The sequence below is a fragment of the Pseudomonas sp. PS1(2021) genome (assembly GCF_020405165.1).
Classification (GTDB): Bacteria; Pseudomonadota; Gammaproteobacteria; order Pseudomonadales; family Pseudomonadaceae; genus Pseudomonas; species Pseudomonas aeruginosa.
Genome location: NZ_CP084484.1, coordinates 3,483,887 through 3,499,453, shown reverse-complemented (window position 1 = coordinate 3,499,453; position 15,567 = coordinate 3,483,887). Strand labels below are relative to the sequence as shown.

Here is a 15,567-nt window from a genome sequence, read left to right as displayed (position 1 = left end):
GCTCACGCTTCCCCCAGATAAGCCTTGATCACGTCCGGGTTGTCGCGGATCTGCTCCGGCGTCCCGTCGGCCAGGGGGGCGCCCTGGTTGATCACCACGATATGGTCGGAAATGCTCATCACCAGCTTCATGTCGTGCTCGATCAGCAATACCGTCACGTTGTGCTCGCTGCGCAGCTTGGCGATCAGCGCCTTGAGGTCGTCGGTCTCCTTCGGGTTGAGGCCGGCGGCCGGCTCGTCGAGCATGAGGATCCGCGGGCGGGTCATCATGCAGCGGGCGATCTCCAGGCGTCGCTGCTGGCCATAGGCGAGGGTGCCGGCGCTGCGGTTGGCGAACTCGGTAAGGTTGACTTCCTCCAGCCAGTGCGCGGCGTACTCCATGGCCTCGCGCTCGCTGCGGCGGAATGCCGGGGTCTTGAACAGGCCGGCGAGGAAGTTGGTGTTGAGGTGGCGGTGCTGGGCGACCAGCAGGTTCTCCACCGCGGTCATTTCCTTGAACAGGCGGACGTTCTGGAAGGTCCGCACCACGCCCTTGCGAGCGATCTTGTGACCGGGCAGGCCCTGGATCTCCTCGCCGTCGAGGCGGATCAGGCCGCCGGTGGGCTGGTAGAAGCCGGTCAGGCAGTTGAACACGGTGGTCTTGCCGGCGCCGTTCGGGCCGATCATCGAGACCACCTGCTTTTCCTCGACCTTCAGGTTGACGCCGTTGACGGCCAGCAGGCCGCCGAAGCGCATGGTCAGGCCGCTCACTTCGAGAATCGGTCGGCTCATGGCTTCAGCTCCAGGTGCGGGCGTTGCATCGGCAGCAGTCCCTGGGGACGCCAGATCATCATCACGATCATGGTCAGGCCGAAGATCAGCATGCGGTATTCGTTGAACCCGCGCATTTCCTGGAGCAGCACCATCACCACCGCGGCGAGTATCACGCCGAGCTGCGAACCCATGCCGCCGAGCACGACGATCGCAAGGATCATCGCCGACTCGATGAAGGTGAAGGACTCAGGCGTCACCAGGCCCTGGCGGGCGGCGAAGAAGCTGCCGGCGAAACCGGCGAAGCTGGCGCCGATGGTGAAGGCGGAGAGCTTGACGATGGTCGGGTTGAGACCGAGAGCGCGGCAGGCCACTTCGTCCTCGCGCAGCGCTTCCCAGGCGCGACCGATCGGCATGCGCATCAGCCGGTTGATCACGAACAGGGCCAGCAGCACCAGCAGCAGGGCCACCACGTAGAGCAGGATGACCTTGTAGTTGGTGTTGTAGGCGATGCCGAAGAACTCGTGGAAGGTCTGCATGCCTTCCGGCGCGCGGCGTTCGAAGGTCAGGCCGAACAGGGTCGGCTTGGGGATCGAGCCGATGCCGTTGGGGCCGCCGGTGATCTCGGTCATGTTGCGCAGCAGGATGCGGATGATCTCGCCGAAGCCGAGGGTCACGATCGCCAGGTAGTCGCCGCGCAGGCGCAGCACCGGGAAGCCGAGGAGGAAGCCGAACAGCGCGGCCATCATCCCGGCGATCGGCAGGGCGGTCCAGAAGCCGAACCCGGCGTACTCGGCGAGCAGCGCGTAGGTGTAGGCACCTACCGCGTAGAAGCCGACGTAGCCGAGATCGAGCAGGCCGGCCAGGCCGACCACGATGTTCAGGCCGATGCCGAGCATCACGTAGATCAGGATCAGGGTGGCGATGTCCACCGCCCCGCGCGAGGCGAAGAACGGCCAGACGAAAGCCACCACGACCAGGGCGAGGACCGCCCAGCGCTGGGTCGATGGCAGGCTGAGGAAGTTCTTCAGGCCGCTGCCGTTGACCTTGTAGCCGACGCCGCGACCCAGCTTGAGCGGGATGCGGTCGCGGAACAGCTGCCAGACGAACATGGCCAGGGCGGCCGCGGCGATGGTCCAGAGGGTCTGCGCATCGGCGCCGAGGACCTCGAGCTTGATGCCGACGGTGCGCAGCTTCAGGCCGAGGATCGGATAGGACACCAGGATCACGAGGAGGGCGCTGAACAGCGCGCGCTTGAGGGACTGGCTCATACTTTTTCCACCTCCGGACGACCGAGGATGCCGGTAGGTCGGAACAGCAGCACCAGGATCAGCAGGCCGAAGGCCACCACGTCCTTGTACTGGTCGCCGAACACGTCGGCGCCGAAGGCTTCGGCGACGCCCAGCAGCAGGCCGCCGAGCATGGCGCCGGGGATGCTGCCGATGCCGCCGAGCACCGCGGCGGTGAACGCCTTGATCCCGGCGAGGAAGCCGATCCCGGGGTTGATCACGCCGTACTGCATGCCCAGCAGCACCGCGGCGACGGCGGCCAGGGCGGCGCCGATGACGAAGGTGAGGGCGATGATGTTGTTGCTGTTGATACCCAGCAGGTTGGTCATCTTCAGGTCCTCGGCGCAGGCGCGGCAGGCGCGGCCCAGGCGGGAGCGGGAGATGAACAGGGTGAGGCCGAACATCACCAGGAAGGTGACGACGAAGATCAGGATCTGCATATAGGAGATCACCACGCCGTTCATGCTGCTTTCGCCGAACACGAAGTTGCCGGGCAGCAGGGTCGGGATGGCCTTTTCCTTGGAGTCCTGCGAGAGCATCACGGCGTTCTGCAGGAAGATCGACATGCCGATCGCGGAGATCAGCGGGATCAGGCGGTTGCCGCCGCGCAACGGGCGGTAGGCGACCCGCTCGATGCTGTAGCCGAAAGCACTGGTGACGATGATGCTGGCGGCGAATGCGGCGAGCATCATCAGCGGAACGCTGTCCAGCCCCATCATCGCCAGCAGGGTGATAGCGATGAAGGCGATGTACGAGCCGATCATGTACACCTCGCCGTGGGCGAAGTTGATCATGCCGATGATGCCGTAGACCATGGTGTAGCCGATCGCGATCAGCGCATAGGTGCTGCCGACGGTCAGGCCGTTAACCAATTGTTGTAGGTAATGATAAATCTCGGGCATGGGACTCTCTCGCTAAACGCCCGCCGTTGTACGGCAGGTAGACGTTCGGCTCGCGGGTGTGGGGCCGGAACGCTGCTGAGACCCGTCACGATCCGGCGCGCGGCGGGCCGGCGGGAGGCAGGGGAAAGCCGCGCTCCCGTCCACCAGGAGTGAACGCTGCCGGTCTTCGCCTGCCCTTGCCGGGCCGCCGCTCGCGGAATCATGCGGGTACTAAAACAAAGCCCACGGTGGGTGACGTGGGCTCCGTACTGCAACGATGCTTACTTGACCTCGGTCCGGGTGGCGTCCTTGTGCCACTCGTAGACGGTGAAGTCGAAGTTCTTCAGGTCGCCCTTCTCGTCGAACCCGAGGTTCCCGGTGGGAGTCTCGAAGGTGTTGGCGCGCAGGGCCTCGGCGACCTTCTCCGGATCGGCCTCGCCGGCTTTCTCGATGCCCTTGGCGATCACGGTGACCGCGGAGTAGGCGGGCAGGACGAAGATGCCGCTCGGATCCTGGTTCTTCGCCTTGAAGGCGTCGATCAGGGCCTTGTTCTTCGGATCCTGCTCGAAGGCGCGCGGCAGGGTCGCCAGCATGCCTTCCGAAGCGTCGCCGGCGATCGCGGTGATTTCGCTGTTGCCGACCCCTTCCGGGCCCATGAAGCGCGCGTCCAGCCCGGCCTGCTTGGCCTGGCGCAGCAGCAGGCCCATTTCCGGGTGGTAGCCGCCGAAGTAGACGAACTGCACGCCGGCTTTCTTCAGCTTGCTGATCAGCGCGTTGAAGTCCTTGTCGCCGGCGTTCAGGCCTTCGAAGACGGCAACCTTGATGCCGGCGTCTTCCACGGTCTTCTTCACCTCGGTGGCGATGCCTTCGCCGTACTGCTGCTTGTCGTGCAGTACCGCGATGGTCTTGTCCTTGTAGCGTTCGGCGATGAACTTGCCGGCCACCGGGCCCTGCATGTTGTCCAGGCCGATCGTGCGGAAGATCAGCTTGTAGCCGCGCGAGGTGATTTCCGGGGCGGTGGCCGACGGGGTGATCATCAGCACGCCTTCGTCTTCGTAGATGTCGGTGGCGGGTTGGGTGGAGCTGGAGCAGACATGGCCGACCACGAACTTGACGCCGTCGTTGACCACCTTGTTGGCGACCGCCACGGCCTGCTTGGGATCGCAGGCGTCGTCGTAGATCACGCCTTCGAGTTGCGCGCCGTTCACGCCGCCTGCCTTGTTGATCTGTTCGATTGCCATCAGCGCACCGGCGCGCTGCATGTCGCCGTACTGGGCTACCGGACCGGTGACCGGGCCAGCCAGGGCGATCTTGATGGTGTCGGCGGCCATGGAGTAGCTGGCGAACCCGGCAATGGCCATCGCGGCGAACAGGCGGGATAGACGCTGAGTACCCTTCTTCATAGTGCTCCACTCTTCTTGTGTGTTGTCATTGTTGTAGTCTCGCGGCCGCGGGGGCCGGAGGAGACCGGGTGATCGTCATGGACGGACCCCGGGAACTGTACCGGTACAGTGTAGAGCGGCGCTTCGTCGCTTGAAAAGCACGGCACGGCGAGCTCCCGTGAGTCGTGTCGCCTGGTTGACATAAACGTATAGAAAAACGGCGCGGACCTGCCTCACCTCCTTGGGCCCGGTTTCCCTTCGGCTGTCGTGGGCTACCGGCGGGCGTTATCATGGCGCCCATGCAATCCAGGTAGATCCCATGACAGAACAAACTAGCACCCTCTATGCCAAGCTGCTCGGCGAGACCGCGGTCATTTCCTGGGCCGAGCTGCAACCGTTTTTCGCCCGTGGCGCCTTGCTCCAGGTCGATGCCGCGCTGGACCTGGTGGAAGTCGCCGAGGCCCTGGCCGGGGACGACCGCGAGAAGGTCGCCGCCTGGCTTTCCGGCGGCGGCCTGAGCAAGGTCGGGGAGGATGCGGCCAAGGACTTCCTCGAACGCGACCCGACCCTCTGGGCGGTGGTGGTGGCGCCCTGGGTGGTCATTCAGGAACGCGCGGAAAAAGCGACGTTGCACTGATCCAGGGCGGTTTTCTTTCGCTCGACCCTGGCTAGACTGATTCCGATTCCCACCAGGAGATTCGTCATGTTCGAACCAGGCCACCTCCATCTGGTCAGCCTGCCCGGCCTCGACCAGCAGGACATCAATATCCATATCCGCTACGAGGTGCGGCAGAACGCCGAATCCGGCGCCTATGTGCACTTCGACATGGACGGCGAGATCGACGGCAAGCCGTTCAGCGACTCCTTCGAGCTGCCGCGCGATACCGCCTTCAACTTCGCCAGCGATGCCACGCGGGTCGCCCAGAAGCACGGCCTGCACCCGAAGTTCGGCGCGATCACCCGGGTGCACAAGGAATACGATGCGATGTTCGAGGACATTCGCGCCAAGCTGCATGCCCATCCCGGCGAACCGGTGGATCTCGAGCGGATCATTCGCCACGAGTGAGCCGTGTTCCCGGCGGCCGGAAGCATGGGAAAGGCCCGATATCGACGATATCGGGCCTTTTTTCGTTTGCCGGAGAAGCCGTTCCAGGGGCTTGCCACCCTTGCCGGCAAGCGGAAGCGGCTTGCCGCTTGCCGCTTCCGGGTTACCCTTAAATAAACTTAAGTTATTGAATATAAAGGTTTTTAATAATTTGGCATGGGCCTTGCTGAAGTGTTGGCGACGAAAGCCACACCGGCAAACAGGTTCGCAGCCATGAGCATCAGTTTCGACAGAGCACTCGGTATCCACCAGCAGGCCCTCAGCTTCCGCGCCCAGCGCGCCGAAGTGCTGGCCAACAACCTGGCCAACGCCGATACCCCGAACTACAAGGCTCGCGACCTGGACTTCGCCGCGGTTCTCGCCGAGCAGAAGGACAAGGCCGCCAAGGGTACCTTCGCCACCCGCACCACCAACGAGCGGCATATCGCCGCCGAAGGTTTCGGCATGGGCGAGGGCAGCCTGCAGTACCGCATCCCGGTCCAGCCGTCGATCGACCAGAACACTGTCGACGCCCAGATCGAGCAGGCCAACTACGCCGAGAACGCCATGCACTTCCAGGCGTCCTTCACCTTCCTCAACAGCAAATTCAAAGGGCTGGTCAGCGCCCTGCGTGGAGAGTAACCGCCATGTCCCTCGCCAGTGTCTTCAACATTGCCGGTAGCGGCATGAGCGCCCAGAGCACCCGCCTGAACACCGTGGCCAGCAACATCGCCAACGCCGAGACGGTTTCCTCCAGCGTCGACAAGACCTACCGCGCCCGCCATCCGGTGTTCTCCACCATGTTCCAGCAGGCCCAGGGCGACAGCGGCTCGCTGTTCGCCGACCAGGACAGCTCCGGCGCCGGCGTGCAGGTGCTGGGCATCGTCGAGGACCAGAGTTCGCTGATGCCGCGCTACGAGCCGAACCATCCGGCCGCGGATGCCAACGGCTACGTGTATTACCCCAATGTGAACGTGGTCGAGGAAATGGCCGACATGATTTCCGCCAGCCGTGCCTTCCAGACCAACGCGGAAATGATGAATACCGCCAAACAGATGATGCAGAAGGTCCTGACCCTGGGTCAGTGAGCGGAGTAGAGCATGAGCATCGATAACGTCAGCGGCACCAGCAGCAACACCGGCAACGTCAACGGCAGCAAGCGCGCCGCCGGCAGCGGCGCCACCGAGACCGGGCAGAGCGTCAAGGGCAGCAGCAACCTTGGCAAGGACGAATTCCTCAAGCTGCTGGTGGCCCAGTTGAAGAACCAGGACCCGATGTCGCCGCAGCAGAACGGCGAGTTCATCGCCCAACTGGCCCAGTTCAGCACCGTGGAAGGCGTGCAGTCGCTGAACAAGAGCATGGAGAGCATTCTCTCCAACTACCAGTCGTCGCAGGCCCTGCAAGCCTCGTCGCTGGTGGGGCGCAAGGTCATCGTGGCGACCGACAAGTCGGTGGTGGACACCAAGGACACCTTCAAGGCGTCCCTCAACCTGCCGGTCTCCAGCAGCAACGTATGGGTCAACGTCTACGACGACAAGGGCACCGTGGTCAATCGCATCAACCTCGGCCAGCAGGCTGCCGGCAGCGTCAGCTTCATGTGGGACGGCAAGGACAGCAGCGGCAACATCATGCCGCCGGGCACCTACAAGTTCGAGGCGCAGACCTCGATCGACGGCAAGACCTACGGGCTCCAGACCTACCTGCCGGCCAACGTCGACAGCGTCACCCTGGGGCAGAACGGCGGCGAGCTGATGCTCAACCTCGCAGGCCTGGGCAGCATCGCGCTGTCCAAAGTACAGATCATCGGCCAGTAAGCCGGCGTTTCCGGCAAGGAGCTATCCATGAGTTTCAACATCGGCCTGAGCGGCATCCAGGCGGCCTCCAGCGGCCTGAACGTCACCGGCAACAACATCGCCAACGCCGGCACCGTAGGCTTCAAGCAATCCCGCGCGGAGTTCGCCGACGTCTACGCCGCCTCGGTGCTGGGTTCGGGCAGCAACCCGCAGGGCAGCGGCGTGCTGCTCTCGGACGTCTCGCAGATGTTCAAGCAGGGCAACATCGACTCGACCAACAGCGTGCTGGACCTGGCCATCAACGGCAACGGCTTCTTCGTCACCAGCAACAACGGGGCGATCAGCTACACCCGCGCCGGCTACTTCAATACCGACAAGCAGGATTTCATCGTCGACAACAACGGCTACCGCCTGCAAGGCTATGCCGTCGGGCCGAACGGCCAGTTGCAGAACGGCGTGGTCACCGACCTCAAGGTCGAGCGCGCCAATCAGGCGCCGCAGGCCACCTCGAGCATCCAGCAGTCGTACAACCTCAACTCGACGCTGAAGCCGCCGACCGTGACGCCGTTCGATCCGTCCGACGCCGCTACCTACAACTCGTCCTCTTCGCTGGGCATCTATGACAGCCAGGGCAACTCCCACACCATGAGCCAGTTCTTCATCAAGAACGAGCCGGACCCGAATGCGACCCCGCCGATTCCGGAGAACAGCTGGACCATGAAAGTGCTGATCGACGGCGTCAATCCGCTCGATCCGTCGAACAAGACGCCGATGAGCTTCAACGTCACCTTCGACGCCAGCGGCCAGATGACCTCGGTTCGGGCGCCGGACGGCAGCACCAGCGGGCCGGGCTTCAGCATCGACGCGACCACCAACGTGATCCAGTTCAGTCCGGCCACCGGCAATCCGCCGACTCCCGGCACCGGCTGGATTCCGGCGGCCTCGGACGGCAAGACCCCGCCGACCTACGCCTGGAACGGCGCGACCGGTGCCGCCAGCGGCATCTCCTTCGACATGCGCAAGACCACCCAGTACTCCACCGCGTTCGCCCAGAGCAACCCGATCCAGGACGGCTACACCACCGGTCAGCTGGCAGGCCTGGAAATCGACGACACCGGGGTGATCTTCGCCCGCTACACCAACGGCCAGTCCACGGTGCAGGGCCAGGTGGTGCTGGCCAACTTCGCCAACATCCAGGGCCTGACGCCGATCGGCAAGACCTCCTGGGTGCAGTCCTCGGAGTCCGGCGAGCCGGCGGTCGGCGCGCCGCGCTCGGGCACCCTGGGGGCGTTGCAATCCGGCGCGCTGGAAGCGTCCAACGTGGACATCTCCAACGAACTGGTGAACCTCATCGTCCACCAGCGCAACTACCAGGCCAATGCCAAGACCATCCAGACCGAGGATGCGGTGACCCAGACCATCATCAACCTGCGCTGATGACGGCGTGCCGGTGCCGTCCGGGCATCGGCAAGGCCCTTGCCGCCAGCGGCAACCCCTGGCCAGGGGTTGCCCCCGAAGCCTCCGAAAGGAGGCTTTCTGTTTTATAAAGTCCTTTTAAATCAATGTATTAATTGTTTTTTCGAATTCTGGCACGGCGCTTGCTGGATAACCTGCAAGAAAGCCCGGCGGATTGTGCCGGTGCCTGGAGGATTCGATGGACAAGATGCTGTACGTCTCCATGAGCGGGGCCAGCCAGAACACCCTGGCGATGCGTGCTCATGCCAACAACCTGGCGAACATTTCGACCAGCGGCTTTCGTCGCGACTTCGAGCAGGCGCGTTCGATGCAGGTGTTCGGCGACAGCTTCCCGGCGCGGGTATTCGCCATGAGCGAGCGGCCCGGTACCGATTTCAGCCATGGCAGCCTCCAGGAAACCGGCAACGAGCTGGACATCGCCATCGACGGCGACGGCTTCGTCGCGGTCCAGGCGCCGGATGGCAGCGAGGCCTACGTGCGTACCGCCGGCATGCATATCGACGCCCTCGGCATGCTGCGCACCGGCGACGGCTTGCCGGTGCTCGGCAACGGTGGGCCGATCGCCGTGCCGCCGGAGGAAAAGGTGGAGATCGGCCAGGACGGCACCATCAGCATCCGCGCCCTTGGCGAGAACCCCAACGTGGTCGCCGTGGTGGACCGGATCAAGCTGGTCAACCCGAACCTGAAGCAGATGGAGAAGGGTACCGACGGCCTGCTGCACTACAAGCCGCAGCCGGGCGAGCAGGCGCCGCTGGCCGACGCCAACGTGAAGGTAGTCTCCGGTTTCCTGGAAAGCAGCAACGTGAACGCGGTGGAAGAGATGACCGCGATCCTCTCGCTGTCCCGTCAATTCGAGCTGCACGTGAAGATGATGCGCACCGCCGAGGACGATTCGGCGGCCATGGCGCGGGTTTTGCAAATCAGCTAATCACTTGAGCGTGGTGCCATAAAACCGGCACCCGAGGAGCACGACGATGTTATCGGCACTGTGGGTCAGCAAGACCGGTCTGTCCGCCCAGGACATGAACCTGACCACCATTTCCAACAACCTGGCCAACGTATCCACCACCGGCTTCAAGCGCGACCGCGCGGAGTTCCAGGACCTGCTGTACCAGATCCGGCGCCAGCCGGGCGGCCAGTCGACCCAGGACAGCGAGCTGCCTTCGGGCCTGCAACTGGGTACCGGTGTGCGCGTCGTCGGCACCCAGAAGATCTTCACCCCGGGCAGCCTGCAGACCACCGAGCAGCCGCTGGACATGGCGGTCAACGGGCGCGGCTTCTTCCAGGTCCTGCTGCCGGACGGCACCGTGTCCTACACCCGCGACGGCAGCTTCCACCTGAACTCCGACGGGCAGATCGTCACCTCCAACGGCTTCGCCCTGGAGCCAGCGATCGTGGTGCCCAACGAGACCCAGACCTTCACCGTCGGCCAGGACGGCACCGTCTCGGTGACCACCACCGGCAACGCCCAGCCGCAGGTGATCGGCAACATCCAGACCGCCGACTTCATCAACCCGGCCGGCCTGCAGGCCATCGGCAACAACCTGTTCCTGGAAACCGGCTCCAGCGGCGCGCCCCAGGTCGGTACGCCGGGTCTCAACGGCCTCGGCACGGTTGCCCAGAACACCCTGGAAAACTCCAACGTCAACGTGGTCGAGGAACTGGTGAACATGATCACCACCCAGCGCGCCTACGAGATGAACTCCAAGGTCATCTCCACCGCCGACCAGATGTTGTCCTTCGTCACCCAGAATCTTTGACGGGCCCTGACCGGGCCCTGGCTGTACGCCGCGAGGTAGCTTGATATGAACCGGCTGATGATCGTCTCCCTGCTTGGCATCGCCACCGCCCTGGGCGGTTGCGTCAATCCACCGCCGAAGCCGAACGATCCGTACTACGCGCCGGTGCTGCCGCGCACCCCGCTGCCCGCCGCGCAGAACAACGGCGCGATCTACCAGGCCGGCTTCGAGCAGAACCTCTACGACGACCGCAAGGCCTTCCGCGTGGGCGACATCATTACCATCACCCTCAACGAGAAGACCCAGGCGAGCAAGAAAGCCAACTCCGATATCCAGAAGGACAGCAAGACCAAGATGGGGCTGACCTCGCTGTTCGGTAGCGGCATGACCACCAACAACCCGATCGGCGGCGGCGACCTCAGCCTCAGCGCCGAATACGGCGGCTCGCGCGACGCCAAGGGCGATAGCCAGGCGGGGCAGAGCAACAGCCTGACCGGCTCGATCACCGTGACCGTGGCCGAGGTGCTGCCCAACGGCATCCTCTCCGTGCGCGGCGAGAAGTGGATGACCCTGAACACCGGCAACGAGCTGGTGCGCATCGCCGGCCTGGTCCGCGCCGACGATATCGCCACCGACAACACCGTGTCCTCGACCCGCGTGGCCGACGCCCGGATCACCTACTCCGGCACCGGCGCCTTCGCCGATGCCAGTCAGCCGGGCTGGCTGGACCGCTTCTTCCTCAGCCCGCTGTGGCCGTTCTGAGGACGCTCGCGATGACCAAGTTCAAGCACCTGCTGGCCCTCGCCGCGCTGCTCCTGGCCGCCGGCGCGGCCCAGGCCGAGCGGTTGAAGGATATCGCCAGCATCCAGGGCGTGCGGACCAACCAGTTGATCGGCTATGGCCTGGTGGTCGGCCTGAGCGGCAGTGGCGACCAGACCACGCAGACGCCGTTCACCCTGCAGACCTTCAACAACATGCTGGCGCAGTTCGGCATCAAGGTGCCGGCCAACGTCGGCAACGTGCAGTTGAAGAACGTCGCCGCGGTATCGGTGCATGCCGACCTGCCGCCGTTCGCCAAGCCGGGCCAGCCGATCGACGTCACCGTGTCGTCCATCGGCAACGCCAAGAGCCTGCGCGGCGGCAGCCTGCTGATGACTCCGCTGAAAGGTATCGACGGCCAGGTCTACGCGGTCGCCCAGGGCAACCTGGTGGTCGGCGGCTTCGACGCCGAAGGCCGCGACGGCTCGAAGATCACCGTCAACGTACCGTCCGCCGGACGTATCCCGGCCGGCGCCACCGTCGAACGCGCGGTGCCGAGCGGCTTCGACCAGGGCAACAGCCTGACGCTGAACCTCAACCGCCCGGACTTCACCACTGCCAAGCGCATCGTCGACCGCATCAACGAACTGCTCGGTCCGGGCGTCGCCCATGCGGTGGACGGCGGCTCGGTGCGGGTCAGCGCGCCGCTCGACCCGAACCAGCGGGTCGACTACCTGTCGATCCTGGAGAACCTCGACGTGCAGCCGGGCGAGGCGGTGGCCAAGGTCATCATCAATTCGCGCACCGGCACCATCGTCATCGGCCAGAACGTCAAGGTATCGCCGGCCGCCGTCACCCACGGCAGCCTGACCGTGAGCATCACCGAGGACCCGATCGTCAGCCAGCCCGGTGCCTTCTCCAACGGCCAGACCGCGGTGGTGCCGCGCTCGCGGGTGAACGCCGAGGAGGAGACCAAGCCGATGTTCAAGTTCGGTCCCGGCACCACCCTGGACGACATCGTCCGCGCGGTGAACCAGGTCGGCGCCGCGCCGAGCGACCTGATGGCGATCCTCGAAGCCCTGAAGCAGGCCGGCGCGTTGCAGGCCGACCTGATCGTGATCTGAGGACGACGCCATGGATTCCCGTTTGCTCAGCGGTATCGGCGCAGGCCCCGACAGCGGCTCCTATACCGATCTCAACCGCCTCAACCAGCTCAAGGTCGGCAAGGACCGCGACGGCGAGGCGAACATCCGCAAGGTCGCCCAGGAATTCGAATCGCTGTTCCTCAACGAGATGCTCAAGTCCATGCGTTCGGCCAACGAAGCGCTGGGCGACGGCAATTTCATGAACAGCCAGACCACCAAGCAGTACCAGGACATGTACGACCAGCAACTGTCGGTGAGCCTGTCGAAGAATGCCGGCGGCATCGGCCTGGCCGACGTGCTGGTGCGCCAGTTGTCGAAGATGAAGCAAGGCTCCAGGGGCAACGGCGAAAACCCGTTCGCCCGGGTCGCCGAGAACGGCGCCGGTCGCTGGCCGAGCAACCCCAGCGCGCAGGCCGGCAAGGCCCTGCCGATGCCGGAAGCCGGCCGCGACGACTCGAAGCTGCTCAACCAGAGGCGCCTGGCGCTGCCGGGCAAGCTGGCCGAGCGCATGCTCGCCGGCATCGTTCCCTCCGCCTCGCCGGCCGCCAGCCAGATGCAGAGCCTGGGCCAGGACAGCTACCTGCCGGCGCAGAGCTACCCGGCGGCGAGCCGCCGCGGTTTCTCCACCGATGGCGTCGACAGCCAGGGCAGCCGGCGCATCGCCCAGCCGCCGCTGGCCAGGGGCAAGTCGATGTTCGCCTCGGCCGACGAGTTCATCGCCACCATGCTGCCGATGGCCCAGAAGGCCGCCGAGCGGATCGGCGTCGATGCCCGCTACCTGGTGGCCCAGGCCGCGCTGGAGACCGGCTGGGGCAAATCGATCATCCGCCAGCAGGATGGCGGCAGCAGCCACAACCTGTTCGGCATCAAGACCGGCAGCCGCTGGGATGGTGCCTCGGCGCGCGCTCTCACCACCGAATACGAAGGCGGCAAGGCGGTCAAGGAAGTCGCGGCGTTCCGCTCCTACTCGTCGTTCGAGCAGAGCTTCCACGACTACGTCAGCTTCCTCCAGGGCAACGACCGCTACCAGAACGCCCTGGACAGCGCCGCCAACCCCGAGCGCTTCATGCAGGAACTGCAGCGCGCCGGCTACGCCACCGATCCGCAGTACGCCCGCAAGGTGGCGCAGATCGCCAGACAGATGCAGACCTACCAGGCCGTCGCCGCCGCCGGCACGCCGCCTCTGGGTTGAGCAAGGAGGAACTGACCCATGTCCGACCTACTCTCGATAGGCCTGTCCGGCCTCGGCACCAGCCAGACCTGGCTGACCATCACCGGGCACAACATCACCAACGTCAAGACGCCGGGCTACAGCCGCCAGGATGCCATCCAGCAGACCCAGGTCCCGCAGTTCAGCGGTGCCGGCTACATGGGCTCGGGCAGCCAGATCGTCGACGTGCGCCGCCTGGCCAGTGACTTCCTCACCGGCCAGTTGCGCAACGCCACCAGCCAGAACAGCGAGTTGAGCGCATTCCGTAGCCAGATCGAGCAGCTCGACGGCCTGTTGTCCAACACCACCACCGGCGTCAGCCCGGCCATGCAGCGCTTCTTCGCCGCACTGCAGGCCGCCGCCAACAATCCCTCCTCGACCGAAGCGCGCGAGGCTGTGCTTGCCCAGGCCGAGGGGCTGGGCAAGACCTTCAATACCCTCTACGACCAGTTGGACAAGCAGAACAGCCTGATCAACCAGCAACTGGGCGCGCTGGCTTCGCAGGTCAACCATCTGTCGCAGAGCGTGGCCAGCTACAACGATGCCATCGCCAAGGCCAAGTCGGCGGGCGCGGTGCCCAACGACCTGATGGATGCGCGCGACGAAGCCGTGCGCAAGCTGTCCGAGATGATCGGGGTGACCGCGGTCACCCAGGACGACAACAGCGTCAGCCTGTTCATCGGTAGCGGCCAGCCGCTGGTGGTGGGCAATACTGTGTCGACCCTGAGCGTGGTGCCCGGGCTGGATGACCCGACCCGCTACCAGGTGCAACTGAGCAACGGCAACTCCATACAGAACGTCACCGGCCTGGTGTCCGGCGGCGAGATGGGTGGCTTGCTGGCCTACCGCAACAGCGCCCTGGACAGCAGCTACAACAAGCTCGGGCAGTTGGCGATCACCCTCGCCGATACCATCAACAAGCAGTTGGGGCAGGGCCTCGACCTGGCCGGCAAGGCCGGCGCCAACCTGTTCGGCGACATCAACGATCCGGACATCACCGCGCTGCGGGTCCTGGCGAAGAACGGCAACACCGGCAATGTCCACGCCAACCTGAACATCACCGATACCAGCAAGCTGAATTCCAGCGATTTCCGCCTGGACTTCGACGGCACCAATTTCACCGCGCGGCGCCTGGGCGACGACGCAAGCATGCAGGTCACGGTCAGCGGTACCGGTCCCTACACCCTCTCGTTCAAGGATGCCAACGGCGTCGACCAGGGCTTCAACCTGACCCTCGACCAGCTCCCGGCTGCCGGCGACCGCTTCACCCTGCAGCCGACCCGGCGTGGCGCGGCGGATATCGAGGCGACGCTGAAGAATGCCTCGCAACTGGCGTTCGCCGGTACCGCGCGTACCGAATCGACCACCGAAAACCGCGGCACCGGCAAGATCGGCGCGCCGACCCTCACCAGCGGTCCGTCGCCGGTGGACCCGGCGGTGCTACAGGGCGCGTTCGGGCCCAACGGGATCAGCCTGGGCGCGACGCTCAGCGCCGACGGCAAGACCTATACCCTGTCCTCGCCGTTGCCGGCCGGCTGGAACTACGTCGACAAGGACGGTAACGCCCTGAGCGGCAGCCCGACGCTGACCAGCGGCAATACCAATACCGTGCGCATGGCGTTCACCGACCCGAGCGGGCAGAAATACAGCTACGAATTCGAGCTCAGCGGCGTACCGCAGAACTCCGACAGCTTCAAGCTGGGCTTCAACGACAAGGGCATTTCCGACAACCGCAACGCTCTCAACCTGCTGGCCCTGCAGACCAAGCCGACCGTCGGCGGCACCGACAACACCGGTTCCACCTACAACGAGGCCTATGGTGGCCTGGTCGAGCGGGTCGGCACCCTGACCGCCCAGGTGCGTGCCAGCAGCGAGGCCAGCGCCACGGTGCTGAAGCAGGCCCAGGACAGCCGCGATTCGTTGTCCGGGGTGAGCCTCGACGAAGAGGCGGCCAACCTGATCCAGTTCCAGCAGTACTACGGTGCCTCGGCCCAGGTGATTCAAGTTGCCCGCACTTTGTTCGATACCCTGATTGGAGCGTTCCGTTGAGTTCTCTCGAC

General features: G+C 64.9%; 16 protein-coding genes. 12 read left to right on the top strand and 4 right to left on the bottom strand.

Annotated features, from left to right (window positions below; genetic code table 11):
- Window positions 1-2 precede the first annotated feature (2 nt).
- The 4 genes from livG to LE197_RS16695 all read right to left on the bottom strand — a co-directional run bounded on the left by livG (window position 3) and on the right by LE197_RS16695 (window position 4,322).
- The gene (gene livG, locus LE197_RS16710) at window positions 3-770 is read right to left on the bottom strand and encodes a high-affinity branched-chain amino acid ABC transporter ATP-binding protein LivG (protein ID WP_003082125.1); all 768 of its coding nucleotides are present in this window, start codon (window positions 768-770) and stop codon (window positions 3-5) included.
- Window positions 767-2,020, bottom strand: a complete 1,254-nt coding sequence (locus LE197_RS16705; RefSeq protein WP_003082131.1) for a high-affinity branched-chain amino acid ABC transporter permease LivM — start codon at window positions 2,018-2,020, stop codon at window positions 767-769. The genes livG and LE197_RS16705 overlap by 4 nt, the downstream gene beginning before the upstream one ends.
- Window positions 2,017-2,940, bottom strand: a complete 924-nt coding sequence (gene livH, locus LE197_RS16700; RefSeq protein WP_003086391.1) for a high-affinity branched-chain amino acid ABC transporter permease LivH — start codon at window positions 2,938-2,940, stop codon at window positions 2,017-2,019. The genes LE197_RS16705 and livH overlap by 4 nt, the downstream gene beginning before the upstream one ends.
- 260 nt (window positions 2,941-3,200) lie before the next feature.
- Window positions 3,201-4,322 (bottom strand): branched-chain amino acid ABC transporter substrate-binding protein, encoded by a 1,122-nt coding sequence (locus tag LE197_RS16695; RefSeq protein ID WP_003082136.1) that lies wholly within the window; start codon window positions 4,320-4,322, stop codon window positions 3,201-3,203.
- 298 nt (window positions 4,323-4,620) lie between these two features.
- On the opposite strand from LE197_RS16695, the gene LE197_RS16690 reads away from it, so the two are divergent.
- From LE197_RS16690 to flgK, 12 genes are all read left to right on the top strand, one after another.
- Window positions 4,621-4,938 carry a DUF2288 domain-containing protein gene (locus LE197_RS16690; protein ID WP_003086400.1) on the top strand — a complete coding sequence of 106 codons (318 nt, stop codon included), beginning with the start codon at window positions 4,621-4,623 and terminating at the stop codon, window positions 4,936-4,938.
- A 66-nt stretch (window positions 4,939-5,004) separates the two neighbouring features.
- Entirely contained in the window at window positions 5,005-5,367 is a 363-nt protein-coding gene (locus tag LE197_RS16685) for a DUF5064 family protein (RefSeq protein ID WP_003082140.1), read from the top strand.
- 252 nt (window positions 5,368-5,619) lie between these two features.
- Window positions 5,620-6,027, top strand: a complete 408-nt coding sequence (gene flgB / locus LE197_RS16680) for a flagellar basal body rod protein FlgB (RefSeq protein WP_003082144.1) — start codon at window positions 5,620-5,622, stop codon at window positions 6,025-6,027.
- A 5-nt stretch (window positions 6,028-6,032) separates the two neighbouring features.
- Window positions 6,033-6,473: a flagellar basal body rod protein FlgC gene (gene flgC / locus LE197_RS16675; protein ID WP_003082150.1), complete on the top strand. Its 441-nt coding sequence runs from the start codon at window positions 6,033-6,035 to the stop codon at window positions 6,471-6,473.
- Window positions 6,474-6,485: 12 nt separating this feature from the next.
- Window positions 6,486-7,199: a flagellar hook assembly protein FlgD gene (flgD, locus tag LE197_RS16670; RefSeq protein WP_003082153.1), complete on the top strand. Its 714-nt coding sequence runs from the start codon at window positions 6,486-6,488 to the stop codon at window positions 7,197-7,199.
- A gap of 27 nt (window positions 7,200-7,226) precedes the next feature.
- Window positions 7,227-8,615, top strand: a complete 1,389-nt coding sequence (gene flgE, locus LE197_RS16665; protein WP_023109080.1) for a flagellar hook protein FlgE — start codon at window positions 7,227-7,229, stop codon at window positions 8,613-8,615.
- 217 nt (window positions 8,616-8,832) lie between these two features.
- Window positions 8,833-9,582: a flagellar basal-body rod protein FlgF gene (gene flgF, locus LE197_RS16660; RefSeq protein WP_003082159.1), complete on the top strand. Its 750-nt coding sequence runs from the start codon at window positions 8,833-8,835 to the stop codon at window positions 9,580-9,582.
- A gap of 46 nt (window positions 9,583-9,628) precedes the next feature.
- The gene (flgG, locus tag LE197_RS16655) at window positions 9,629-10,414 is read left to right on the top strand and encodes a flagellar basal-body rod protein FlgG (RefSeq protein ID WP_003082164.1); all 786 of its coding nucleotides are present in this window, start codon (window positions 9,629-9,631) and stop codon (window positions 10,412-10,414) included.
- A gap of 45 nt (window positions 10,415-10,459) precedes the next feature.
- Complete coding sequence (gene flgH / locus LE197_RS16650) at window positions 10,460-11,155, top strand: flagellar basal body L-ring protein FlgH (protein WP_003082166.1); 696 nt, start codon at window positions 10,460-10,462, stop codon at window positions 11,153-11,155.
- 11 nt (window positions 11,156-11,166) lie between these two features.
- Window positions 11,167-12,276 (top strand): flagellar basal body P-ring protein FlgI, encoded by a 1,110-nt coding sequence (locus LE197_RS16645; RefSeq protein WP_003082169.1) that lies wholly within the window; start codon window positions 11,167-11,169, stop codon window positions 12,274-12,276.
- Between the two features lie 10 nt (window positions 12,277-12,286).
- Window positions 12,287-13,489 carry a flagellar assembly peptidoglycan hydrolase FlgJ gene (flgJ, locus tag LE197_RS16640; RefSeq protein ID WP_003116316.1) on the top strand — a complete coding sequence of 401 codons (1,203 nt, stop codon included), beginning with the start codon at window positions 12,287-12,289 and terminating at the stop codon, window positions 13,487-13,489.
- An 18-nt stretch (window positions 13,490-13,507) separates the two neighbouring features.
- A complete protein-coding gene (flgK, locus tag LE197_RS16635) occupies window positions 13,508-15,556 on the top strand; it encodes a flagellar hook-associated protein FlgK (RefSeq protein WP_003449030.1) in 2,049 nt (682 codons plus the stop codon).
- Window positions 15,557-15,567 lie beyond the last annotated feature (11 nt).